16 protein-coding genes are annotated in these 23287 nt (G+C 74.2%); 12 read left to right on the top strand and 4 right to left on the bottom strand.

Going from position 1 to position 23287, the window contains the following annotated elements:
• Positions 1 to 306 precede the first annotated feature (306 nt).
• The 10 genes from fgd to Q0444_RS01265 all read left to right on the top strand — a co-directional run bounded on the left by fgd (position 307) and on the right by Q0444_RS01265 (position 14183).
• A complete protein-coding gene (gene fgd / locus Q0444_RS01310; RefSeq protein WP_291079482.1) occupies positions 307 to 1326 on the top strand; it encodes a glucose-6-phosphate dehydrogenase (coenzyme-F420) in 1020 nt (339 codons plus the stop codon).
• Positions 1323 to 1961, top strand: a complete 639-nt coding sequence (locus tag Q0444_RS01305; protein WP_291079481.1) for a suppressor of fused domain protein — start codon at positions 1323 to 1325, stop codon at positions 1959 to 1961. The genes fgd and Q0444_RS01305 overlap by 4 nt, the downstream gene beginning before the upstream one ends.
• Positions 1958 to 2530 (top strand): methylated-DNA--[protein]-cysteine S-methyltransferase, encoded by a 573-nt coding sequence (locus Q0444_RS01300; RefSeq protein WP_291079480.1) that lies wholly within the window; start codon positions 1958 to 1960, stop codon positions 2528 to 2530. The genes Q0444_RS01305 and Q0444_RS01300 overlap by 4 nt, the downstream gene beginning before the upstream one ends.
• Positions 2531 to 2612: 82 nt before the next feature.
• Positions 2613 to 3896: an ergothioneine biosynthesis protein EgtB gene (gene egtB, locus Q0444_RS01295; protein ID WP_299020789.1), complete on the top strand. Its 1284-nt coding sequence runs from the start codon at positions 2613 to 2615 to the stop codon at positions 3894 to 3896.
• A complete protein-coding gene (egtD, locus tag Q0444_RS01290; protein ID WP_299020787.1) occupies positions 3893 to 4846 on the top strand; it encodes an L-histidine N(alpha)-methyltransferase in 954 nt (317 codons plus the stop codon). Before egtB ends, egtD begins: the two co-directional genes overlap by 4 nt.
• Positions 4847 to 4903: 57 nt before the next feature.
• Entirely contained in the window at positions 4904 to 6193 is a 1290-nt protein-coding gene (locus tag Q0444_RS01285) for an HNH endonuclease signature motif containing protein (RefSeq protein ID WP_299020785.1), read from the top strand.
• 223 nt (positions 6194 to 6416) lie between these two features.
• Positions 6417 to 8567 (top strand): phosphate acetyltransferase, encoded by a 2151-nt coding sequence (gene pta, locus Q0444_RS01280; protein ID WP_291079493.1) that lies wholly within the window; start codon positions 6417 to 6419, stop codon positions 8565 to 8567.
• Complete coding sequence (locus Q0444_RS01275; protein ID WP_299020783.1) at positions 8564 to 9781, top strand: acetate/propionate family kinase; 1218 nt, start codon at positions 8564 to 8566, stop codon at positions 9779 to 9781. The genes pta and Q0444_RS01275 overlap by 4 nt, the downstream gene beginning before the upstream one ends.
• A gap of 223 nt (positions 9782 to 10004) precedes the next feature.
• Complete coding sequence (locus Q0444_RS01270; protein WP_299020780.1) at positions 10005 to 11354, top strand: thrombospondin type 3 repeat-containing protein; 1350 nt, start codon at positions 10005 to 10007, stop codon at positions 11352 to 11354.
• Positions 11355 to 11405: 51 nt separating this feature from the next.
• Complete coding sequence (locus tag Q0444_RS01265; protein ID WP_299020778.1) at positions 11406 to 14183, top strand: helix-turn-helix transcriptional regulator; 2778 nt, start codon at positions 11406 to 11408, stop codon at positions 14181 to 14183.
• A 13-nt stretch (positions 14184 to 14196) separates the two neighbouring features.
• On the opposite strand, the gene Q0444_RS01260 is transcribed toward Q0444_RS01265, so the two are convergent.
• The 3 genes from Q0444_RS01260 to Q0444_RS01250 are packed head-to-tail and all read right to left on the bottom strand — an operon-like array spanning position 14197 to position 19219.
• A complete protein-coding gene (locus Q0444_RS01260; RefSeq protein WP_291079412.1) occupies positions 14197 to 16716 on the bottom strand; it encodes a serine/threonine protein kinase in 2520 nt (839 codons plus the stop codon).
• On the bottom strand, positions 16713 to 17798 hold the full coding sequence (locus Q0444_RS01255) for a glutamate ABC transporter substrate-binding protein (protein WP_291079413.1): 1086 nt from the start codon (positions 17796 to 17798) through the stop codon (positions 16713 to 16715). Before Q0444_RS01255 ends, Q0444_RS01260 begins: the two co-directional genes overlap by 4 nt.
• On the bottom strand, positions 17795 to 19219 hold the full coding sequence (locus tag Q0444_RS01250; RefSeq protein WP_291079414.1) for a hypothetical protein: 1425 nt from the start codon (positions 19217 to 19219) through the stop codon (positions 17795 to 17797). Before Q0444_RS01250 ends, Q0444_RS01255 begins: the two co-directional genes overlap by 4 nt.
• A 184-nt stretch (positions 19220 to 19403) precedes the next feature.
• On the opposite strand from Q0444_RS01250, the gene Q0444_RS01245 reads away from it, so the two are divergent.
• Together Q0444_RS01245 and Q0444_RS01240 are read left to right on the top strand one after the other, a co-directional pair.
• Complete coding sequence (locus Q0444_RS01245; protein WP_299020775.1) at positions 19404 to 20438, top strand: NUDIX domain-containing protein; 1035 nt, start codon at positions 19404 to 19406, stop codon at positions 20436 to 20438.
• Positions 20439 to 20478: 40 nt separating this feature from the next.
• Positions 20479 to 22302: an alkaline phosphatase D family protein gene (locus Q0444_RS01240; protein ID WP_299020774.1), complete on the top strand. Its 1824-nt coding sequence runs from the start codon at positions 20479 to 20481 to the stop codon at positions 22300 to 22302.
• A 76-nt stretch (positions 22303 to 22378) separates the two neighbouring features.
• Here Q0444_RS01240 and thiE read toward each other — a convergent pair whose 3' ends face one another.
• A complete protein-coding gene (gene thiE / locus Q0444_RS01235) occupies positions 22379 to 23110 on the bottom strand; it encodes a thiamine phosphate synthase (RefSeq protein ID WP_299020771.1) in 732 nt (243 codons plus the stop codon).
• Positions 23111 to 23287 lie beyond the last annotated feature (177 nt).

The raw sequence follows: 23287 nt of genomic DNA, 5'->3' as shown, positions 1-23287 counted from the left end.
AGACCTGCCCGGGGCAGAAGCGTCGGGGATCCGGGCCCGCCGAGCGATACGCCCCTGCGTGATATGTGTCCTGAATCCGAGAAGACTCCAAGACGCCCAAGAGAAAAAGTAAAGTCCCGCTTAATGCGCGCGCAATCGGCTGGCATGGACGCAGTGTGAGCGCGGTGGACGCTCGCCCTGCCTGGTGTGACGGCGTGGGTAGTGGCGTTCGGATGTCAGAACCGCAGCGCGCGTGCGCCGTAGGCTGGATCGCAGTCCGTATTTGCCGCGCAGTACCGTTTCCCGAACCGACCCGAGGAGAAGCCGATGCCCGACACCCCGCCCCTGAAGCTCGGCTACAAGGCGTCAGCCGAGCAGTTCGGCCCCCGAGACCTCGTGGAATACGCGGTCCTGGCCGAGCAGGCGGGCATGGACTCGGCCACGGTCTCCGATCATTTCCAGCCGTGGCGTCACGATGGCGGGCATGCGCCGTTCTCCCTGTCGTGGATGACCGCGGTGGGGGAGCGCACCGAGCGACTGCAGCTCGGGACCTCGGTGCTCACGCCGACCTTCCGCTACAACCCCGCCGTGCTCGCCCAGGCCTTCGCCACCATGGCGTGCCTGTACCCGAACCGCATCTTCCTGGGCGTCGGCACCGGCGAGGCGCTCAACGAGATCGCCACCGGCCACCAGGGTGAGTGGCCGGAGTTCAAGGAGCGCTTCGCCCGCCTCCGCGAATCCGTCCGCCTCATGCGCGAGCTGTGGACCGGAGAGACCACCACCTTCGAGGGTGACTACTACACCACCAAGGACGCCTTCCTCTACGACGTGCCCGCCGACGGCGTCCCGGTGTACATCGCCGCCGGCGGCCCGGTCGTGGCCAAGTACGCGGGCCGGGTGGGCGACGGCTTCATCTGCACCTCCGGCAAGGGCATGGGCCTCTACACCGACAAGCTGCTGCCGGCCGTCGACGAGGGCGCGGGGATCAACGAGCGCGACTCCTCGGCCATCGACCGGATGATCGAGATCAAGATCAGCTACGACCCGGACCCGGCCGCAGCCCTGGAGAACTGCCGCTTCTGGGCGCCACTCTCACTCACCCCCGAGCAGAAGCACTCCGTGGACTCGCCGCGCGAGATGGAACGACTGGCCGACGAACTGCCCATCGAGCAGGTCGCCAAGCGCTGGATCGTCACCTCCGACCCCGACGACGCCGTGGAGCAGGTCAAGCAGTACGTCGACGCGGGACTGAACCACCTGGTCTTCCACGCGCCCGGCCACGACCAGAAGCGCTTCCTCGACCTGTTCTCCACCGATCTCGAACCGCGACTGAGGGCTCTGAAATGACCGAAGAACACCATCTCGCCGGCCCGGACACGGCGGACCTCGGAGGTCTGGAAGGCATCCTCGGCGGGCAGTCCTCCGTCCGCGTCCTGCGGTATCCGCACGAGACCGAGCCGGATGAGGAGGGAAACACCACCGAGTGGCATTGCGACATCGTCGTCGTCGACGACATGCCCGCGCCGGGGTTCTCCACCTATGCCACCATCGGCGCGCGCGAGCTCCCCACCAACGTCACCACGCCCGAGGGGCGACAGATCCGCAGCGAGTTCGTCACCGTCGGCCGCACCGGGCACCGCGCCATGGCCGACGTCCTGGACGCGTGCGCCCTGGCCGTGGCCACCGGCTCCATCCACGTGGCGCCCGGCGCGGTGATCCCGGGCGCGGTGGGCCTGGTCGACACGGGTCGGCGCTGCGAGCACCTGGTCCTCACCCCGCCGTTCCTGTGGCCCGAGCTGCAGGTGGTGGACGAGACCGGCGGCCCCGACGGCACCGGGCCGCTGCTCACGCGACTGCAGGCCGTGCCCATCACCACCGCGGAGATGTCCGCGATCGGCCGCGACGGCGCCGACGCGCTGTTCGGGCTGCTCGACGCCGCCAACGCCGACGTCACCGACCCGGACCGGCCGAGCGTGGTGTGAGCGCGGCGCTCGTGCGGGTGCTCGACACGGCCGCCGGGCGGATGGTCGCCGAGGCCACGGCGCTCGGGATCGCGCGGGTGGAGTGGGTGGGGCCGGGCTTAGTGGGGCCGGGCGCGGTGCTGGTGGACGCGGCGGTGCCGGACGCCCGCGAGCGCGACGAGGCGCGCGACCCCGACCCCGGCGCGGCGGCCGGCCACCTGGCCCGCCTGGCGGACCAGCTCCGGGCGTACTGCGCCGGTGAGCTGCGCGGGTTCGACGTCCCGGTGGACTGGGCGGCCGCGGGCGTGCACGACGGCTTCTCTCGCGAGGTCTACCGCGAGATCCAGCACATCCCCTACGGCCAGACCGCGACCTACGGGCAGATCGCCGTGGACGCCGGGCGGCCCCGCACCGCCCGCAGGGTCGGGCGGCTGTGCAGCCTCGTCCCCGTGCCGTTGGTCATCCCCGTGCACCGCGTGATCCGCGCCGACGGCGGGATGGGCCGCTGCCCCGGCCACCGGCTCCGGCTGCTGGAGCACGAGCGCCGCAACCTCGCCGCGGCCGCGCCGGTGGGACTGCCAGCGGTGTGACGTAGCGCCCGGCGTGGTTACTCTGGCGGCAACCCGACCGCCGACCACGACCCACCGCCGACCACGACCCACGGGGGAACCCATGACCGTCGGAGACGTCACCGCCGCACCGACCGCCGAGACCGCGATCGGGAGGTTCCTCCGGGTCCGCGGCCTCACCGACCGGCTGGCCTCCCGGCTCAGCCCCGAGGACCAGGTCCCGCAGTCCATGACCGCGGCCAGCCCCGCCGCCTGGCACCGCGCGCACACCACCTGGTTCTTCGAGGAGTTCGTCCTGGGCGGGCTGCCCGGGTACGCCCCGCCCGAGCCGATCTTCCGGTTCCTGTTCAACTCCTACTACGAGGCCGTGGGCCCGCGGCAACCCCGGCCCGAGCGGGGCCTCATCACCCGACCGGGCGTGGCGGAGATCGGGGACTTCCGCGCGCGGGTCGACAGCGAGGTGGTGGCGGCCCTCGAGGCGGGCCGGGTCGACGAGCGGGGGCTGGAGCTGCTCGAACTGGGCTGCCACCACGAGCAGCAGCACCAGGAGCTCCTGCTCATGGACCTCAAGCACCTCTTCTCCCACAACCCCACCGATCCGGTCTACGTGGACAGGCCGGCCGACCCGGCGGTGGCGGCGCCGGGGGAGCCGGGGTGGGTCGAGCAGGCCGAGGGGCTCGCGTGGGTCGGCGCCGCGGAGCCGGGCGCCGGCGGCTCCGCCGACGGGGGCGCCCACGGCGGGTTCTCCTACGACAACGAGCGCCCCCGCCACCGCGTGTGGCTCCCCGGCGGCCACGTGGCCACCCGGCAGGTGACGGTGGCCGACTGGACGCGGTTCATGGCCGACGGCGGGTACTCCCGCCCCGAGCTGTGGCTCTCCGACGGCTGGGCCACCGTGCAGGCCGAGGGCTGGGACGCGCCCGGCTACTGGCGGCGCGAGGCCGACGGCGGGTGGACCACCTTCACCCTCTCGGGCCGGCGCCCGGTGGTCGGCGCCGAGCCCGTCCTCCACGTCTCCTTCTACGAGGCCGACGCCTACGCCCGCTGGGCCGGCGCGCGGCTGCCCACCGAGTTCGAGTGGGAGGTCGCCGCCGGCGGGTGGCCCGTTCGCGACGAGCTCGACCCCGCGCGCTGCCATCCGCTGCCCGCGGGCGAGCGCGCGACCGGCGGCGTGTGGGAGTGGACCGCCAGCGCCTACCTGCCCTATCCCGGGTTCGTCGCCGAGGAGGGCGCGGCCGGCGAGTACAACGGCAAGTTCATGTCCGACCAGCACGTCCTGCGCGGCGGCAGCGCCCTCACGCCCGCCGGCCACACCCGGCCGACGTACCGGAACTTCTTCCCCGCCGCCTCGCGCTGGGCGGCCACGGGACTGCGGCTCGCGCGATGACGACGAGGGCCGCCGACCCCCACACCGCCGCGCTGGAATCGGACCTGCGCGAGGGGTTCTTCCGCGACCCGCCGACCGTGCCGCCGCGGTGGTTCTATGACGAGAAGGGCAGCCTGCTGTTCGACCGGATCACCCGGCTGGCCGAGTACTACCCCACCCGGGCGGAGGCCGAGATCCTGCGGGCGCGGGCCGCGGACATCGTGGGCGCGGCGGGGACCGTGGTGGAGCTCGGGGCCGGGACCTGCGAGAAGACGCGGGTGCTGCTGGACGTGCTCGCCGCGCGCGCGGGCGCGCCGCGGTTCGTGCCCGTCGACATCAGCACCGAGATGCTCCTCGACACCGCCCGCGCGCTGGCCGCCGAGTACCCGGGCCTGCGCGTCGAGCCGGTGGTCGGCGACCTCACCGCCCTCGACGGGCCCCTGCCGGGCGAGCCGGGCGGCCGGCTGGTGCTGTTCCTCGGTGGGACCGTCGGGAACTTCGACGAGGCCCAGCGGGCGGGGTTCCTGACGATGCTCCGCGGCGTCATGGACCCGGGCGACCGGCTCGCCCTGGGCTTCGACCTGGTCAAGGACCCCGGGCGGCTGGTGGCGGCCTACGACGACGCCGCCGGCGTCACCGCCGAGTTCAACCTCAACATGCTCGACGTGATCGCCCGGACCGTCCCGAGCACGGGCCTGGACCGCCGCGACTTCCGGCACGAGGCGGTGTGGAACGCCGGGGAGAGTCGGATCGAGATGTGGTTGCGCGCGGTGCGGGACGTGCGGATCGACTTCCCCACGCTCGGGCGCGGGCGGACCCTGGCCGCCGGCGAGGGGATCCGCACCGAGATCGCGCGGAAGTTCGAGCCCGGCGCCCTGGTCGACGAGCTCGCGGGTCACGGGTTCCTCGGCAGGGCGGTGTGGACGGACGGGGCGGGCGACTTCGGGCTCGCGCTCGTCGTCGTCGACTAGCGTCTTCCCGGTCGCCGTCCCCGGTCGGTGTCGTACGTGTGTTCTATGATCTGGGGCATGGAACGGGGAGAGCGCGACGCGCGGGAGACGGTGGGGCAGGGCCCGGTGGCCGCTCCGCTCGAGCTCGTGCTCGCCTTCCTCGAGGCCTCCGTGGAGACCCTGTGCCGGGTGGACTGGGCGGGGCATGACCCGGAGGCGCTGGTCGCCGCCGTGGGCCGCGCCGAGACCGCCGCCCGCCGGCTGGAGTCCGCCGGATCGCGGGCCACGGCGGAGCTGGCGGCCCTGCACCGGCAACGGGGTCGGAGCGCCGGTGGGGTGGCCGCGATGCTGGCGGAGAAGCTGGGCCTGGCCCGCGGGGTGATCCACGGGCGGATCGAGGCGGGCGGGAGGCAGGCCACCCCGGCCGGGCGGGCGGCGGCGGACGGGACGATCAGCGCCGAGCACGAGCGGATCATCGCCAGGGCGGTCTCCGGGCTGCCCGGGACGCTCGGCGGGGCGGCCACCACACGATTCGCCGAGGAGCTCACGGAGTTCGCGCGCACCGCCGCGCCGGCGCAGCTGCGGGCGGAGGCCGCCCGGCGGGTCGCCGCCCTGTGCCCCGAACGCGGGAAGGACCGCGAGGAGCACCAGGAACGGCAGCGCTCGGCCAGGCTCGGCGCGGTCCGGCCCGACGGCACCAGCAGCCTCACCATGACGCTCACGCCCCGCGCCCGCGCGCTGGTCGAGCGGGCGCTGTGCGATTTCGGCGGTCCCGGCGGGGCGGTGGCGTGCGAGCCGGGCTCCGACGAGCGCACACCGGAGCAGCGGGCGCACGACGCGCTGGTGCACCAGTGGGCGCTCGGCTCGACCGTCGACCCCGCCCGGCCCGCGGGCGTCGCCACCATCGTGGTCCGCGTGACGCCCGAGCAGCTCGAGGACCCCACCGCGCTCGTGGAGACCGACTCCGGCACCCAGCTCAGCGTCCGCCAGGCCGTCTCCATGGCCGGGTCCATGCCGTGGTTCGTCTCGCTGTTGCGCGACGGCCGCGAGGAACTGCACCGGATCGACGTCGACGCCCACCCCGAACGGCGCCTGGCCTCCGCCCTCCAACGCCTGGTCCTCTACGCCGCGCACGGAGGGTGCACCTTCCCGGGATGCAGCGCGCCGGCCAGGCGGAGTCAGTTCCACCACGTCAGGGAATGGTCGCGAGGCGGACCCACCACCGTCGGCAACGGTGCGCTGGGGTGTCCGGTGCACCACGGCTTCGTCGGCGAGGGGCCGTCGTCGTGGAGGACCGTCGTCGATCCGGGCTCGCCCGGCCGCTGCACCTGGCTTCCGCCCGGGGTCGACAGGCTCACAGATGTGTGATGCGCGCGCGGCTGACGGCCGCGCGGGTGACGGCCGCGCGTGCGACGCGCGCGCCTCCGCGGCGACCGGCGTGCCCACATGGGGTGTACGGGGTGTGCCGGGCGGTCGGCGCTGTCACAATGCCCAGGTGCCCGATTCTCGCCTGCCAGACCCGCTCACGTCCGAGTCGTCGGAGGGTGGGTCCCCCGGGTCCGACACCGCCGGACCCACCATCCCGTCCCCGGTGACCGGCGACCCGCTCTCTTCCTCCGCCGTCTACGTCGCGGCGCCGGAGGGCGACACCGGGAAGTCGACCGTCGCCCTGGGGCTGCTGCGCATCCTCGCCGGGACCGTGCAGCGGGTGGGGCTGTTCCGCCCGGTCACCGTGGTGCCGCGGGCCACGGACCCGGGGCCCGGGCGCGACCGCATCGTGGAGATGCTGCTGCAGCACACGACCGTCGACCTGGCGTACGAGGACTGCATCGGCGTGACCAACGTGCGCGTCCACGAGGACAGGGACGCGGCGCTGACGGAGATCGTGGACAGGTATCACGCCGTGGCCCGGCAGTGCGACGTGGTGGTGATCCTCGGGACCGACTACACGGGGGTGCCCAGCCCCACCGAGTTCGACTTCAACGCGACCGTCGCCGTCAACCTCGGCGCCCCCGTCCTCCTGGTGATCCGCGGCGCCGACCGCACACCCGAGGAGATCGGCACCAACGCCCGGCTCACGCTGGAGGAGCTGTACCTCGAGCACGCCCACCCGGTGGGGATCGTGGTCAACCGGTGCCAGCCCGACGCGCTGGAGGCGATCCAGGGCGAGCTCGCCCACCTCGACCTCCCGGTGTGGACCCTGCCCAGCCAGGCCCTGCTCACCGCGCCCACCATGGGTGAGCTCAAGGACGCGGTCGACGGCACCCTGTACTCCGGCGACCCCGCCCTGCTGGACCGCGAGGTCATGGCCGTGATGGTCGGCGGGATGACCGGCGACAGGATCCTGGAGCGGCTGGTCGACGGGATGGTGGTGATCGTCCCCGCCGACCGCACCGACGCCGTGCTCGCGATCCTCACCGCGCACGCCGCGGAGGGCTTCCCCTCGCTGGCCGGGATGATCTGGAACGGCGGCCTCATGCCGAACCCGGCGATGGACCGGCTGGTCCACGGGATGCGCTCCACGCTGCCCATCATCTGCACCGACCACGGCACCTACGACACCGCACGCGTGGCCGCCGACACCCGCGGCCGCGTCTACTCCGGCTCCGGGCGCAAGGTCGAGACCGCGCTCAGCCTCATGGAGAAGCACGTCGACACCGAGGAGCTCCTCGCCCGGCTGCGGGTGGACACCCCCGACGTCATGACGCCGCAGATGTTCGAGCACCAACTCCTCGAGCGCGCCCGCGCGGACAAGCGGCACATCGTCCTCCCCGAGGGCGACGACGACCGCATCCTCCACGCCGCCGGCCGGCTGCTGCGCCGGGACGTGGCCGACCTGACGATCCTCGGCGATCCCGACGCGGTGCGCCGCCGCGCCGACGAGCTGGGGATCGACCTGTCCGGCGCGGAGATCCTCGACCCGCGGACCAGCGAGCACGCCGAGCGGTTCGCCGTGGAGTACGCCGAGCTGCGCAAGCACAAGGGCATGACCCTGGACGTGGCGCGTGACCGCATCCTCGACATCTCCTACTTCGCCACGATGATGGTGTACACCGGCCTCGCGGACGGCATGGTCTCGGGCGCCGCGCACACCACCGCGCACACCGTCCGGCCGGCGCTGGAGATCATCCGGACCCGGCCCGACGTGGAGACCGTCTCCAGCGTGTTCCTCATGTGCCTGTCGGACCACGTCCTGGCGTTCGGCGACTGCGCGGTCGTGCCCGACCCCACCGCCGAGCAGCTCGCCGACATCGCCCTCTCCTCGGCGGAGACGGCCTCCCGGTTCGGGGTGGAGCCGCGGGTGGCCCTGCTGTCGTACTCCACCGGCGACTCGGGCACCGGGGCGGACGTGGACAAGGTGCGGGAGGCCACCGCGATCGTGCGGTCGCGGATCGCGGAGGCCGCCCCGGGTGATCCGGTGGCGGACCTGGTGGTGGACGGGCCCCTGCAGTTCGACGCGGCCGTCGACCCCACCGTGGCACGCCAGAAGATGCCCGACTCGCCCGTCGCGGGGCGCGCCACCGTGCTGGTGTTCCCCGACCTCAACACCGGCAACAACACCTACAAGGCCGTGCAACGCACCGCCGGGGCCGTGGCGATCGGCCCGGTTCTGCAGGGACTGCGCAAGCCCATCAACGACCTCTCGCGCGGTGCGCTGGTGGAGGACATCGTCAACACCGTCGCCATCACGGCCGTCCAGGCGCAGGGTGTCGCAGCCGCCGCCGGGGAGGGCCGGTCATGACCCGCGTGCTCGTCATCAACTCCGGGTCCTCCTCGCTCAAGCTGCAGATCATCGACACCGGGGCCGCCGCCGGGGCCGAGCTGGCGTGGGCGCTGGTCGAGCGAATCGGGGAGCCCGTCGGCACGCTCACCGTGCGCCGCAGCGCCCTGACCGGGTCCCCGGCAGAGGAGCGCACCGTCCAGGCCGGGTTCGCGGACCACTCGGCCGCTCTCGCCCGCGTCCTCGAGCTGGCGGGCGAGCTCCGGGTGCACCCCACCGACCTGGGTGTCGAGGCGATCGGCCACCGGGTCGTCCACGGCGGGCCGGCCTTCCACTCGCCGGTCGAGGTCACCCCCGCGGTGGAGGCGGACATCGAGAAGCTCGAACTGCTGGCCCCCCTCCACAACCCCGCCAACCTGCGCGGGATCCGCGTGGCCCGCGAGTTGCTGCCCGGCCTGCCCCACGTCGCGGTGTTCGACACGGGCTTCTTCCACACGCTGCCCGCCGCCGCGCACACCTACGCGATCGACCGCGAGGTGGCCCGCAAGTGGGACCTGCGCCGGTACGGGTTCCACGGCACCAGCCATGAGTTCGTCTCCCGCCGCACCGCCGACCTCCTGGGCAGGCCCTACGGCGAGCTCAACCAGATCGTGCTGCACCTGGGCAACGGCGCCTCGGCGTCGGCGATCACCGGCGGCCGCGCCGTCGACACCTCCATGGGCCTGACCCCCCTCGAGGGCCTGGTCATGGGCACCAGGCCCGGGGACCTCGACCCCGGTCTGGTCATCCACCTCATCCGCGACCGCGGGATGAGCCCGGAGGACGTCTCCACCCTGCTCAACCGTAGGTCGGGGCTCGAGGGGCTCTCGGGCGCCCGGGACTTCCGGGAACTGCTCTCGAGGGTCGACGACGGCGACGCGGACGCCGTGCTCGCCTACGACGTGGTGATCCACCGCCTGCGCCGCTACATCGGCGGCTACTGGGCGGTCCTCGGCGAGGTCGACGCCATCACGTTCACCGCCGGGGTCGGGGAGAACGTCGCCCGCCTGCGGGCCGACGCGCTGTCCACCCTCGGGACCTGGGGAGTGGAGATCGACCGGGCGGCCAACGAGACCGGTTCCGGCGAGCGGATCATCTCCACCCCGGGCAGCCGGGTGACGGTCCTCGTGGTGCCCACCGACGAGGAGTTGGCCATCGCTCGCGCGTGTGACGCCGTTCTGGGACTGGGGGAATGACCGCTGTGCCTTTTATTAAGAAGGGTCTTAGACGTAGAGTGTGAGAGGCACCCCGGGTTCCGCCCGGGCCAAACGAAGCTGGACTATGCCGGACCCCTCTTCTTCTCGCGTCAGTGAGCCCGCCCGCGATACGCGGCCGGGCCGGTCGCGTGGTCGTCGGAGGCGGGGGCTCGTCCCGGTCGCGCTCGCGACAGCCGTCACCCTCGTCCTGGGTGGGGCGTCCGTGGCCCGGGCGGTCACGGTCCCTCCCCTGGACGCGCACTCCGACCTCGAATTCTCCCTGGACGGCACCACCTGGACCGATGCGCCGGATCTCGTGCTGGGGTCGTGGGGTTGCGACGTCCTCGACGGGCCCGACCCCTCCGCCCCCGGGGGCGCGATCGGCGGCACGCCGGAGGTCGACCCGTGCAGCATGTCGCCCGGCGAGTCCATCGACAGGACCTATCACGTCCGCAATTCCTCCAACACCGGCCGGACCGGTCGGTACGAGGTCGGCATCGGCGAGTTCCTGGTCTCAGGAGAAGCTGAGTTTGACGTGAGCAGCGACATCACCGGGTCGGGCGCATCGGACTCGGGGACCGTCACGATCTACGGAGCCGACACCCCGCAGGCCGCCGACTCTCCGCCCCGCGGCAGCACGCTCGCCGGGCTCGATCTGGGGCCGGGGCAGTCCGCGATCGTCGTGGACCAGGTCTCGGTGCCCCTGGATGTGGAGAACTACGCCCAGCGCCAGAGCGTCAGCCCCATGATCTGGGTGACCTTCTCCGATATCGGGGTCGTGGACACCGACGGTGACGGCCTGCCCGACCTGGACGAGAACCAACTCGGCACCGACCCCCTGGACCCGTTCAACCGCCTGCCGGGCGGCACCGTCGGGAAGGGGTACGGCCCCGAGCAATTCCTGCCGACGACCCCGCCGGGGACGGTGCTCGACGTCGACCTCGACACCCTCCCGCCCGGCATGCGGCTGGAGAACGGGGTCCTCAAGGGCACTCCCACCGAGGCCGGGACCTTTGACATCGAGTTCACCGTCACCATGCCCGGTGGCGCCTCGTACACCTCCATCCGCCGCGTGGTGATCGAACCCAGATCGGGTGGGGGCTCCTCGGATCTTCCGGACTTCATCTGGCCGATCGTGATCATCGGGGGGATCGGAGTGATCGTCGGCATCCTCGCGCCGCATCTCGGCTCCCTCGCGGGGTCACTCGGCGGCTCCCTCGGCGGCCCGGGTTCGGGCGGCTCGGCGGGCTCGGGTTCGCTTCCGGGCGCGACCACCACCACCTCCACCACCCCGGCACCGCGTCCCTCGGACCCGGCCGGCGGGACCGCAGGCGGCGGAACCACCCAGGGCGGCGGCACCGGCGGGACCGGTCAGGTCGCGGTGAACTCCGTGACCCCCCGCGAGGGCGCACCGTCCGAGGACTGGACCCGCGCCAACTCCCAGGTCCGCGGCTCGCTCGCGGAGACGGGCGTGGGCGTCGTCGACCTCCTCCTGTGGGCCCTCACCGCGGCGGCTGCCGGGGTGACGCTGATCCTGCTGGCCCGACGGCGCCGCGAGCATGCCGAGGACTGACCCCGGCCCCGCACCCCGCCGACCAGGCGACCCGGGTCCCGTTCCGTCGACGTGAACCCCGACCAGCCCTACCCCCAGGCCCACCTCGCCACGGCGGCGTCCCGCTGGGCCCCGCTGTTCCCCGACGTCGTCGACCGGGCCCTCACCGCGATCGCCGACGGGCGTGTGGTGGGCGTGTGGGGCCCCATGGGCAGCGGCAAGTCGATCCTGCTCCAGCAGCTGGCCGACAGGCTCGGGCACCGGTCGACCAGGATCATCCGCGGTGTCCCGGCGCTGCGCGAGATGCCGGGCGGGGCGTCAGGGGACGTCCCGGGCGAGGCGCCGTGGGCGGACGCGCGGGACCTCGCCCGGGGGTCGGTGAACCTGGTGGACGACGCGGACGAGGTCGACGACCTCAGCGCCGTCCGGATCCGCCGCGCGGTCGAGGGGGCCGCCGACCCCGCGGTGCTCGCCTTCACCACCCGGGGACGGCTCCGGGAGCCGTTGGCGGCCCTCCTCGACGGCCGGGACGCGGTGGTCCTCCGGCTGCCCCCGCTGGACTTCGACACCGCCAGCCGGCTCATGTCCGACCTCCTGGGCGGCGAGGTCGAGTCCGGGACGGTGGCCCGGGCGCTCGAGTGGGGATCGGGCACGCCGCTGGGGGTGAGCAGGTACGCGCTCCTGGCCCGCGCCCAGGGCGCCACGCGGACGACGGGCCAGCTGGTCGCGGTGGATCGGCGGTTCACGCCCGGCGCCCCGCCCGAGGCCCCGATCCACGACGTGGCCACCGCGGCCTCGGAGCGCTACCGGCTGCCCGCGGACGGGCCGGCCGTCGTCGCGGTTCTCGAGATGGTCGCCGTCGCCCGGACCCTGCCGTATTCGGTCCTGCTCGACGTCGGCTCGTCGGGGTGGCTCCGGGTTGAGGACGCGGAGTGGCGGGCCGCCGTCCGGGCGTTGCTCGAGCGCGGGGTGATCCGCGAGGTCCGCGACGGCGTCCCGGGCGGCGGAGTCCGGTTCGCCCATGCCGCCGCGGAGTGGGCGGTCAGGCACGACATCGATGGCCTCGGCCGGCTCCAGGTGCTCCGGACGTTGCGCCAGAACGCCGGACCGCAGACCCGGTGGCCGGCCCTGGCGTGGGTCGCGCTGGTCGCGGAGGCCGTGCAGTCCGGACTGGAGGTGCCGGGCGGCGAGCTCGTCGACGCGGTCCGGACGTTCGCCGCCGCGACCCCCGTCGACGAGTCGGCGTGGTCCGAGGTCGGCGCCGCCCTGGTCTCCGCCCTGCCCCGGGGATTCGCCGCGACGGCGACCGGCGACGTGGTGACCGTCCTGTCCGACGTCGCCGTCGCGCTCCACCGGTCCGTCGACCTCCGGAGCGTGGTGGACCTGCTGGCCCCGGGCGCGGCCGCGGGTCACGTCGCGGCGGCCTTCGCCACCGCGTTCCTCCTCCAGGACGGGTTGGGCGACGTCACGGGCGCCACGGAGCTCCTCGACGACGCCGTCGCGGCCGCGCTCGCCCAGGGCCGCGCGGCGGACGCCTCCGCGCTCGACGCCGGCCGGATCGCGCTGCTCCGACGGTCGGGGGCCGGACCCGCCGCGCAGGCCCGGGCCGAGGCGCTCCCCGCGACGGCCCCGACTACTGCGCCCGCCCCGCCCGCCCCGCCCGCCACCCCGCGGTTCCTCGCGGCAGAGTCCGCGGTGATGCGCTCCGTCGAGGCCGTGTGGGCGGGACGGCTCACCGAGGCCATGGGCCGTCTCGGCGAGCTCTCCGACGCGACCCCCGGCGGCTGTGAGGCCATCGCGATCCAGGGCGAGGTGCTCCCGGCGATGGCGATCGCGCTCATGGCGTGGGGGATCCGGGGCGAGGACGGGGCGCAGTCCTCGTGGTCGTGGCTCCCGGTCCAGGAGGCCAACACCCACGCCGGGGCCGGGATGCTGCTGCTGGACCGGGGTGTCGCGGGGCCGGCGCAGGCGTCGTTCGAGCAGGCGCTCGCCGCGACGGTCCCCTCGGCCGACGCCGCGATCCGCCCCCACCTGCACCGGTGGGCCGCCGCGGCCGCCGGGCGGGCCGGGCGGCACGAGGACGCCGCGCGTCATCTGGACCTGGCCGAGAGGTCGGGGCAGGCCGCTCGCGCGCTGGACGGGGTGCTGGGGATGGAACGGGCCCGACTCGAGCTGTCCGCCGCCGCCTCGGCCCCGGACGAGGTGCTGGACCGGGCGGTCGGGGCCGCCCGCGCGGCCGTCGACTCCGCGGTCGCCGCGGGCCGCCACCTGGTCGCGGTGAACCTCCTGTGGGAGCTCTGGCGCAGCGGGCGGGAGGTCGACCTCGAGCTCTGGGCCGACCAGTTGGCCCGCGTCGACGGCGACCGGGCCGCGGCCCTGTCCGCGCTCCTGGCGGCCATCCGGGCCCGCGACGGCGCCGGGGTGGCGGCGACGGTGGAGATGTTCGAGTCCGCCGGTCAGCTCGCCGGGGCGGCGGAGGCGGCGTCGGTGGCGGCGGGCCTGCTCCTCGAGTCGGGGGACCGGGTCGAGGCGTCTCGCGCCCTCTCCCGGATGAGCGCGATCCTCGACGGGCTCGGCCCGGTGGTCCTCCCGCGGACCCGGCTGCGGGCCCCCGACGACCCCCGGCTCACCGCGCGGGAGCGGGAGATCGCGACCATGGCCGCGCAGGGGATGTCCAACGCGGCGATCGCCGCCCACCTCGTCCTGTCCACGCGGACGATCGACTCGCACATGTACCGGCTGCTCGGCAAGCTCGGGATCGCCGATCGCCGCCAGTTGCGGTTGCCGGGGACGACCGCGGTCGGGTCGACGGGAGACCTGGAGAACCCCTTCCGCGAGACCCGCCGCTGACCCGGGGGCGGGCTCAGAACAGGGTGCGCGGGCGGATCCTGTTGGCCTGGTCGACCAGCCGGAACCGCTGCTGACGGGTCTCGGTGGACCGCGCGAGCGTCCGCAGGACGGTCTCGGCGCCCGACCGCAGCCCGAACTCGGTGAACGGCACGCCGCGCATGAGCGGCGAGGGGGACGGTTCGTTGCCCGGCAGCCGGATCCACGCCAGCGCGGTGGTGAGCAGCGTGAGCCGGATCTGGAACGCCCGGTGTTCGCCGGCGGACAGGGCGCTCACCCGGCGCGCCGCCTCGCGCAGGTGGGCCTCCTCGGTCTCCGCCAGCGGCCGGCCCTGGCACAGCAGGAGGATGGCGGTGAGGTTGGCCAGGGCCGAGTAGCGGGAGTTCGGCGGCACCCGGTCCAGTTCCTCGATGGCGGCCGCTACCTCACCCCGCCGCTGCAGCTGACGCGCCAGCCCGAACGCCGAGCTGATCACCGACCTGTCCACCGACCACACCGTGCGGTAGAAGTGCTCGCTCGAGCGCGCCCAGCGGGTCCGGTCGCCCTCCGGGCACACGTCGAGGATCAGCTCGGCGGTCGCGGCCAGCGCCAGCTTGGGCCCGTTCTCGCCCGGCATGGCGGACAGCACCTGCTGGAACTTGGGGTACGCGCCCACCGGGTCCCCCTTGAGGAGCGCGATCACCCCGTCGTACCAGACCAGGCGCCATTCCGCGCGGCGCCGGTGGGAGTTCTCCTCGAGCAGCGCCTCGGCCGCCGCGAGGTCCCCGACCTCCAGGTAGGCGCGGGCCAGCGACATGATCACCCCGACGCTCTCGTGGGCCTCGGAGTCGGCGTCGGAGTACAGCTCGAGCAGGGTGTCGATCCGCTGCTCGACGGAGGTGTAGGAGGTGGCGGCGAGGATGCGGCCCGCGGGGTCGGACGGCTCCATCAGCGGCACGGGGAGGGCGTCCACCAGCTCCGAGCCGGTGAGGGTGGTGTCCCGGGCCTGGCCGTCGACCAGGAAATCGGTCGGCTCCACCGTGAACAGCGTGCCGAAGGTCGACCGCTGCGGGGAGAACACCGAGGAGAACGCCGGGTGCGGCACCCCGGTCCGCAGCGCCAGGACCTCCCGCAGCACGCCCATGAGCTGCCCGGACATGCCGTTGGCGCTGCGGAAACGCATGTCCGGGTCCTCGTGGGTGGACCGCAGCAGGAACCGGTACAGCGAGTCGTACCGGCTGAACACCGGCTCCTCGACGGGGGAGGGGATGCCGTCGGCGTAGCGGCCGTCGACCACCGGCAGCCGCACGATGAGCGAGGCCAGCGTGCGCCCGACGGTGTAGAGGTCCGAGGCGATGGTCGGTCCGGTCTCCGGGATCTCCGGCGCCTGGAATCCGGGCGTGCCGTAGATGTGCCCGTAGTCGCCGATGCCCGAGACGGCGCCCATGTCGATCAGCTTGACGTGGTCCTCGGTGAGCATGATGTTCTCGGGCTTGAGGTCGTTGTAGACCAGGCTCACCGAGTGGAGGTAGGAGAGGGCGGTGAGCGCCTCGAGGACGTAGGCGATCGCCTTCTCCACGGGCAGGACCCGGCCCGGCGCGGCCCGGCGGACGTCCCGCAGGCTGGGGCCGCCGACGTATTCCATGACGATGTAGCCGCCGTGGGTGGGCGAGGTGGCCCAGTCGTCGTGGATGAAGTTGTAGATCCGCACGATCGACGGATGCGACAGCTCGGCGAGGATCTCCCGCTCCGCCAACGCCACCTCCTGCGCCGCCGCCTGGTCGGAGTGCAGCAGGCCCTTGAGGACCACCCAGCGGTCGGAGACGTTGTGGTCCACCGCGAGGTAGATCCAGCCCATCCCGCCGTGGGCGAGCGCGCCGCGGACCTCGTACTGGTCGGCCACCACGTCGCCGGGCTGGAGCTCGGGGCGGGGCAGGCGCCCGTCGGAGGCCGCGCACTCGGCCTCGATCTCCTCGGGCGAGAGCATGGCCGAGTTGGGGTCCACCGGGATGATGTACGGCAGGTCCACCAGCCCCTCGGACGCCGGGCTCGGCCGATCCTCCGGCTTGGTCGGGTGCCGCAGGCGGAAGGGCGCGGTGGTGGAGCGGTCGCCGGTGGCGCGCTCGCCCGTCGGCCGATCGCCGGAGGCGGACCTCCCGGAACCCGCGCCACCGACGCCGCCAGCCTCGACGGAGCCACCGGCCCGCCGTGAGCCGGGAACGGATTCGGTCCGCGACCGTGGGTCGTCGTCCCCCGCGCCCGGGCCGGTGGCCTCGACCGCGCCCGTCATCCCGGCTGCCCCGGTGTTCTCCAGCGCGCCCGTCATCCCGGCGGCCCCGGTGCTCTCCAGCGCACCCGTGCCCTCCAGCGCGCCCGTCATCCCGACGGCCCCGGTGGCCTCCAGCGCACCCGTCGCCCCGATCGGACCGGTCACCGCGACGGGTCCCGTCACCTCCACGGGTCCCGTCACCGCGATCGCGCCAGTGCGCAGGGTGGCCTGCGTCCCCACGGTCGGCTCGTCGTCGCGGGGCCCGTCGTCCCACTTCCGGTAGCTCATCGCGGTTCCTCCGGCAGGTAGACCGGGGCGGGCATCCCGGGGCTCGGCCCGAGCCCGGACAGCCACCGCGAGTACATGCGGTTCCAGGTGCCGTCGCGCCGGATCCGCTCGAGCGTCGAGTTGACCTGCCGCACCAGCCCGTCGGTGTTGTTCCCCGGCGTCGACTTGGCGATCCCCACCCCGTACGGCTCGGCGTCCAGCTGGGGACCGACGATCTCCAGGTAGGGGTCCTGGGCGGTGATGCCCACGAGGATGGCGTCGTCTGTGGTGATGGCGTCGACCTGGTTCTGCTGGATGGCCACCAGGCAGTCCGCCCACGTGTTGACCGACAGCACCGTCACCCGGTCCAGGTCCGCCCACAACCGCGAGGCCGAGGTGGTCCCGGCGGCCACGCACACCCGCTTGCCCTCGAGGTGCTCGATCTCGGTGATCCCCGACCCGCGCACCGCCAGGACCCGCTGGTAGGCCCGGTAGTACGGCGCGGAGAAGGTGACCCTCTCGCGCCGCGCGCACGTGATGGACATCGACCGGATCACCAGGTCCACCTGGTCGTTCTCCAGCGCCTCGATCCGGTTGGCCGAGGTGAGCGACCGGAACTCCACCTGCCGGGGGTCGCCGAAGATGTCCGCGGCGATCTCGCGGGCCAGGTCCACGTCGAAGCCCGTCAGCTGCCCGGTGGCGGGGTCGCGGAAGGAGAACAGGTTGGAGCCCTGGTCCAGGCCCACGATCAGCCGACCCCGCTGCTTGATCCGGGGCACCCGGGCCTCCGGCGGCACGTCGTCCGGGCGCAGGCTGGCCAGCGGGTTGCAGGACTGGTCGTCGGCCTCGGAAGGCAGACCCGACGGGATCTCCGTGCTGATCACCGCGCCGGCGGGCAGCGGCATCACCGCCTCCACCTCCGGGATCCCCGCCGCCGCCGATTCGGCCGAGGCCACGGCGGAGGCGGGGTCCTGCGCCGGCCCGCCCGGGCCGCCGCCGGCCTCGTCGTCGTCGGCCCCACACGCGGCGCCGACCGCCAGGGCCGCCACCACGACGCCCGCGGTCGCCACCCGCCGGGCCCGGCCCCGCCACCCCGCGCTCACAGGTACTCCCTGATCCGGGGCGCCACGCCCACCACCACGGCGAACGCGGCCAGCGTGGACAGCGCCATGATGAGGTCCGGCCCGTTGGAGGAGGTGCGCCGCGCCTTGTCGATCCGCGTGCGGAGGGTGTCGCGGGCCTCCTCGATGGCGTCCTGCATGGACTCGTCGAACCGGTCGAACGCCGCGCCCGACGCGCCCTCGCCCTGCCCGGAGGAGATGGTGATGGCCCCCACGTAGTCGCCCTGCTGGTACAGCGAGTCGGCCCGGTTCTGGGCGGCCATCCACTGGTCCAGCGACTCGATCGCGCTGGTGACCGCGCCGTTGGAATCGAGGCTGATGCCCCCGGCGGTCGGCTCGTCCGGCTCCAGGTAGACGGTCAGGGTGTCCCGCACCCCGCTGAGGATGGCCGCGCGCTCGGCCGCGGAGCCCTCGGGATCGGTCCGCCGCACCAGGTTGAGCGTCTCCTGCGCGCGCACCTTCTGGGCGTTGATCCGCTGCCGCGTGAGCTCGTTCATCGGCGCCGCGCCCTCGGACAGCCCCTTGGCGTTGTCGTTGGCGGCCAGGAACCCGGCGATCATCGTGAGCAGGAAGGTGGCCACGACGAGCAGCCCGGCCAGCGCCAACGCGGGGTTGACCCGCCGGGCGGTGAGCTTCCACAGCCACTGCTGCATGAGGACCAGCACCGCGATCGCCAGTCCCAGCAGGAAGAACGACCCCCACGGCGGCGAGGACCACTCGCGGTCCGACTGGCCCACCGACGTGGACTGCCGGTCGTACAGGTCGGCGGCCGCGGGCAGGATCGTGTCCTGCATCAGAGCCGACGCGGACGCCAGGTACGCCGAGCCGACCGGGTTGGCCACGCGGTTGTTGGTCCGCGCGGTCTCCACGAGGCCGGTGTAGGTGGTCAGCTGCGCGTTGATGTGGGCCAACTGGTCGATGGACTCGGTGTCGTTGCGGTCGAGGCCCTGGGAGGCGGCGATGATCGACGACGACGACGTGGCGATGGCCTGGAGGTAGCGGTCCCTCAGTTCCGCGGGCTCGATGCCGCCGGTGATGAAGGCGGTGTTCGCCGCGGAGTCCGCGATCGTCAGGGAGGAGTACAGCGTCTGCGAGGCGTTGGCGACGGGCTCGACCTCGGCCAGCAGCGTCTCGTGGTGGCTCTGGCGCTGGGTGATGGTGTTGGACGCGACGATCCCGCCGACCAGCACCGTGATGATCGCCACCACCGCGAACAGCGTCATCCGTCCGGGGGTGGTGAGCACGTCGTTCCAGAGGCGGGAGGCGCGGCGGCGGACGGGGCGGCGGGGGCCGGGGGCCCGGTCCGCCTTGTCGGTCGTCCTGTCGGTCGTCCTGGCGCTGCCGGTTCCGGTGCCGGACCGGCCGGGTCGGGTGAGAGTGGGCAGGCCCATCGCGTCGCTCACCTCCCCGGTCCTCGGCCGCCGGAGGTGGAGATCCGGCGGGCGTGTGTCCCAGGTTAGTGAAGTGGCGGGGCGGCGTCGGGCAGACTGGTCGAGGAGCACGCCGGTTCCGTCCCATCCCGGGCGGATTCAGGGTGAATCCGGGGCGGATCCCGGGCGGGTCCGGTGCACGAGGAGGGGAGGTCCGGTGGCCGCGAGCGAGGGTGACGGCAACGGCTGGGTGGTGTCCGCCGGCGGGGACCGGCGGTGGGGCCGCTTCGGCGCCGCGGGACTGCTCCTGCGCGCCGCCGACCCGGCCGACCCCGACACCCCGCTGGTCCTGCTGCAGCACCGCGCGGTGTGGACGGCCTCCGGCGACACGTGGGCGCTGCCCGGCGGCGCGCGCGACTCCCACGAGAACGCCCCGCAGGCCGCCCTCCGCGAGACGCAGGAGGAGGCCGAGATCCGGCCCGCGGACGTGGCGGTGCGGGCGGAACGCGTGACCTCGCGGATGCCCGGGACGGTGTGGCACCGCCCCGGCCTGGACATGCGGCACGTGGCGGAGATGATGCGCCGGCTGCGGCCGGATCAGAAGCCCGCCGACTCCGCCGCCGGCACGGGGCCGGACGGTCGCCCGCGGACCATTCCGCCGCTGGTGCAGGAGTCGGCCGACGCGGTGGAGTGGACGTACACCACCGTCGTGGCGGACGCCCCCCACGCGCTGGACACCGTGCCCAACAACGAGAGCCTGGAGCTGCGCTGGGTGCCCGAGTCCCGGGTCGCCGACCTGCGGTTGATGCCGGCGTTCGCCCGGGCGTGGGCGGACGGGCTGCGCACCCGGCCGGTGGAGCTGGTGGTGGACGTGGCCAACGTGCTCGGGTCGCGGCCCGACGGCTGGTGGAGGGACCGGGCCGGCGCCACCACGCGGCTGCTCGCGGAGCTGGGGGCCGAGATCCCCCGCACGCTCGAGCTGCCGGAGGGCTTCGGCTGGGTCGCGCGGGCGCACGCCGTGCTCGAGGGAGCCGCCCGCGACGCCGAGCACTCCGGGCCGCTCGTCGTGCACCGGGCGCCGGGCTCGGGCGACGACGCGATCGCCGCCCTCGCGGCCGAGCTCGCGGGCGGGGCCTCCACCGGGCCAGAGGGCGGGCCCCGCCGGGTGGTGGTGGTCACGGCCGACCGGGGACTGCGGGCCAGGCTGCCGGAGAACGTCCTCGTCGTCGGGCCCCGGGCGCTTCTCGGGTAGATCCCCCGGCCACCCTCCGCGCGGGTGCACACTGGTCCCCATGCGCCAGACCCCCCCGTCCGCCGAGATCCTGGTCGGGCCGATGCTGCGGTACGTCGACAGCCGCGGCGCCACGGTGTGGCTCGAGGTGTCGGCGCCGTGCCGGGTGACGATCCGGCTGGGGGAGGACGGTAGCGGCGGCGAGGAGTCCGAGCGGTCGTGGGGGGTGCACGGTCACCACTTCGCCGTGCTGCGCCTGCGTGACCTCGAGCCGGGCGTGGAGACGCCGTACACGGTGACGCTCGACGGCGCGCACGCCTGGCCGCCCGACGCGGACCGACCCAGCGTGATCCGCACCCCGCGCCCCGACGACACCGTGCGGCTGGCGTTCGGCTCCTGCCGGCGCGGCGAGAGCCAGAACCCGCGGGCGCTGCGCAAGATCGGCGCCGACGCGCTGGTCGCCCTGGCGCACCAGATGGCGCACACGCCGCACGAGGACTGGCCCGACGCGATGCTGCTGCTCGGCGACCAGGTGTACGCGGACATCCCGAGCGAGGAGATCGCGGACCGCCTGGCCGGGCGCCGCGCGGCCGGCGGCGGCCCGCAGTCGGTGCGCGACTCGGCCGGGGCGGGGGGAGACCGCGACGTCTCGGGCGAGATCTGCGACTTCGAGGAGTACTCCTGGCTCTACCACGAGTCGTGGCGCGACCCGGACGTGCGGTGGCTGCTCTCGACCGTCCCGAGCTGCATGATCCTCGACGACCACGACCTGCGCGACGACTGGAACTCCTCCCACTCGTGGCGCCGCGAGATGACCGCCCAGCCCTGGTGGCGCGACCGGGTGATCGGCGCGTTCGGCAGCTACTTCGTCTACCAGCACCTGGGCAACCTCGCGCCCGACGAGCTGGAGGGCCACGAGGTGTACCGCGCGCTGCGCGACGCCGGCTCCGACGCCGAGCGGGAGCGGATCCTGTCCGACTTCGCCGTGTCCGCCGACGCCGAGCGGGGCGCCGTGCAGTGGAGCTACAAGCGGGACTTCGGCCGGGTGCGGGTGGTGATGCTCGACGTGAGGGCCTCGCGGCACCTGGACCCCGACGACCGGCGGGTCATGGACTCACGGGAGTGGGAGTGGACGCGCGACGCGTGCCTGGGCGAGGAGGTGGACCACCTGGTGATCGGCTCGTCGCTGCCGGCGTTCATGCTGCCCGCGCTGCACAACCTCGAGGGGTGGAACGAGGCCGTGGCGAGCAGCGGGCGGCCCACCCGGCTCAGCTCGCGGGCGGGCGAGCGGATCCGGCTGGCCGTGGACCTGGAGCACTGGGCGGCGTTCCGCTCGAGCTTCGACGACCTGGTGGGGCTGCTCACCGAGGTGGCCGCGGGCGACCGCCACGCCGCGCCCGCGTCGATCCTCCTGCTGGGCGGGGACGTCCACTGCTCGTACCTGGAGGAGGTGGACCTCACCTCGCCGCGGGTCGCCGGGTCGGACACCCGCGTGCACCAGCTGGTCATGTCGCCGTTCCGCAATCCTTTACAGAAGTCGATCCGCGCGGTGAACAGGCTCTCGGTGCGCGAGCCGGTCCCCGCCCTGACCCGCCGGCTGGCCCGGGCCGTGGGCGTGCGCGAGCCCGAGGTGCGGTGGCGGGTCACTGACGGCGTCTGGTTCCACAACGGCGTGATGACCCTGGTGCTCCGCGGCCGCCGCGCGGCGGTGAGGGTCGAGCACGCCACGGTCGAGTGGCCCGGGGGCGGCCTGGGAAAGTTCCTCACCCTGGTGCCGGGGGTGGTGCCGGACTCCTGGGGACGACGACGACGAGGCGGCGATGCGCCGGACCGAAAGCCCCGACAGGTGCTGCGCACGACGGTGACCAGGGAGCTCAGCGGCTGAGCTGCCGCCGTCCGCCCCGGCCCGCCGTCCGCCCCGGCCCGCCGACCGCCCCGCCGACCGCCCCGGCCCGCGGCCGTCACCCGGTCAGGGCGCCCCGCAGCCGGCGGGCCGCGGCGGTGGGGTCGTCGGCATCGGTGATCGCGCGCACCACCACCACCCGCTGGGCGCCCGCTGCCAGGACCTCGGCGACGGTGTCGCGGTCGATCCCTCCGATCGCGAACCACGGCTTCGCCGCGCCCGCCGCGCCCGCCGGACCCGCCGCGTGTCGCACCAGCTCCAGGCCCGGGGCGTGCCGACCGGGCTTGGTCGGGGTCGGCCACACCGGCCCCGTGCAGAAGTAGTCCACCAGGGGGTCCGCTGCCGCGGCGTCGACCTCGGCCGCGGCGTGGCACGAGCGGCCGATCACCACGTCGCCGCCCACGATCCGCCGCGCCCACTCCGGCGGCAGGTCGTCCTGCCCCAGGTGGAGCACGTCGGCCCCCGACGCCGCGGCCACGTCCGCCCGGTCGTTCACCGCCAGCAGCGCGCCGCGGGAGTCGCACACCCCGCGCATCACCGCCAGCGCCCGCAGCTCGTGCAGGGCCTCGAGCGGGCCGTGCTCGCGCTCGCCGGGCGAGTTCTTGTCCCGCAGCTGCACGATGTCCACCCCGCCCGCCAGCGCCGCCGTGACGTCCCGGCGCAGCGCCGGGAAGTCGCCGGTCCAGCCCTGGTCGCGGGCCTGCGCGTCGAGGTGTCGACGCGCGTCCAGACAGAGGTAGAGGTGGGCGTCGGCGAGGCGGGCACGGAGTCGGGCGGCGCGGGCGGTCATGCCGACCAACCCTAGGCGACGACCCCACTAGGCTGGCCGCCATGACCGCGCCCGGCACCGCGTCCGCCACCGCCACCGGCACCGCGTCCGACTCCGCCCGCCGCGTGGCCGTGGTCGGAGGCTCGGTGATCGGCCTGGCCTGCGCCTGGTCGACCGCCCGGTCGCTCGCGCGCTCGG

The sequence above is a fragment of the uncultured Dietzia sp. genome (assembly GCF_937873725.1).
Taxonomy (GTDB): Bacteria; Actinomycetota; Actinomycetes; order Mycobacteriales; family Mycobacteriaceae; genus Dietzia.
This window is presented reverse-complemented; position numbering and strand designations above follow the sequence as displayed.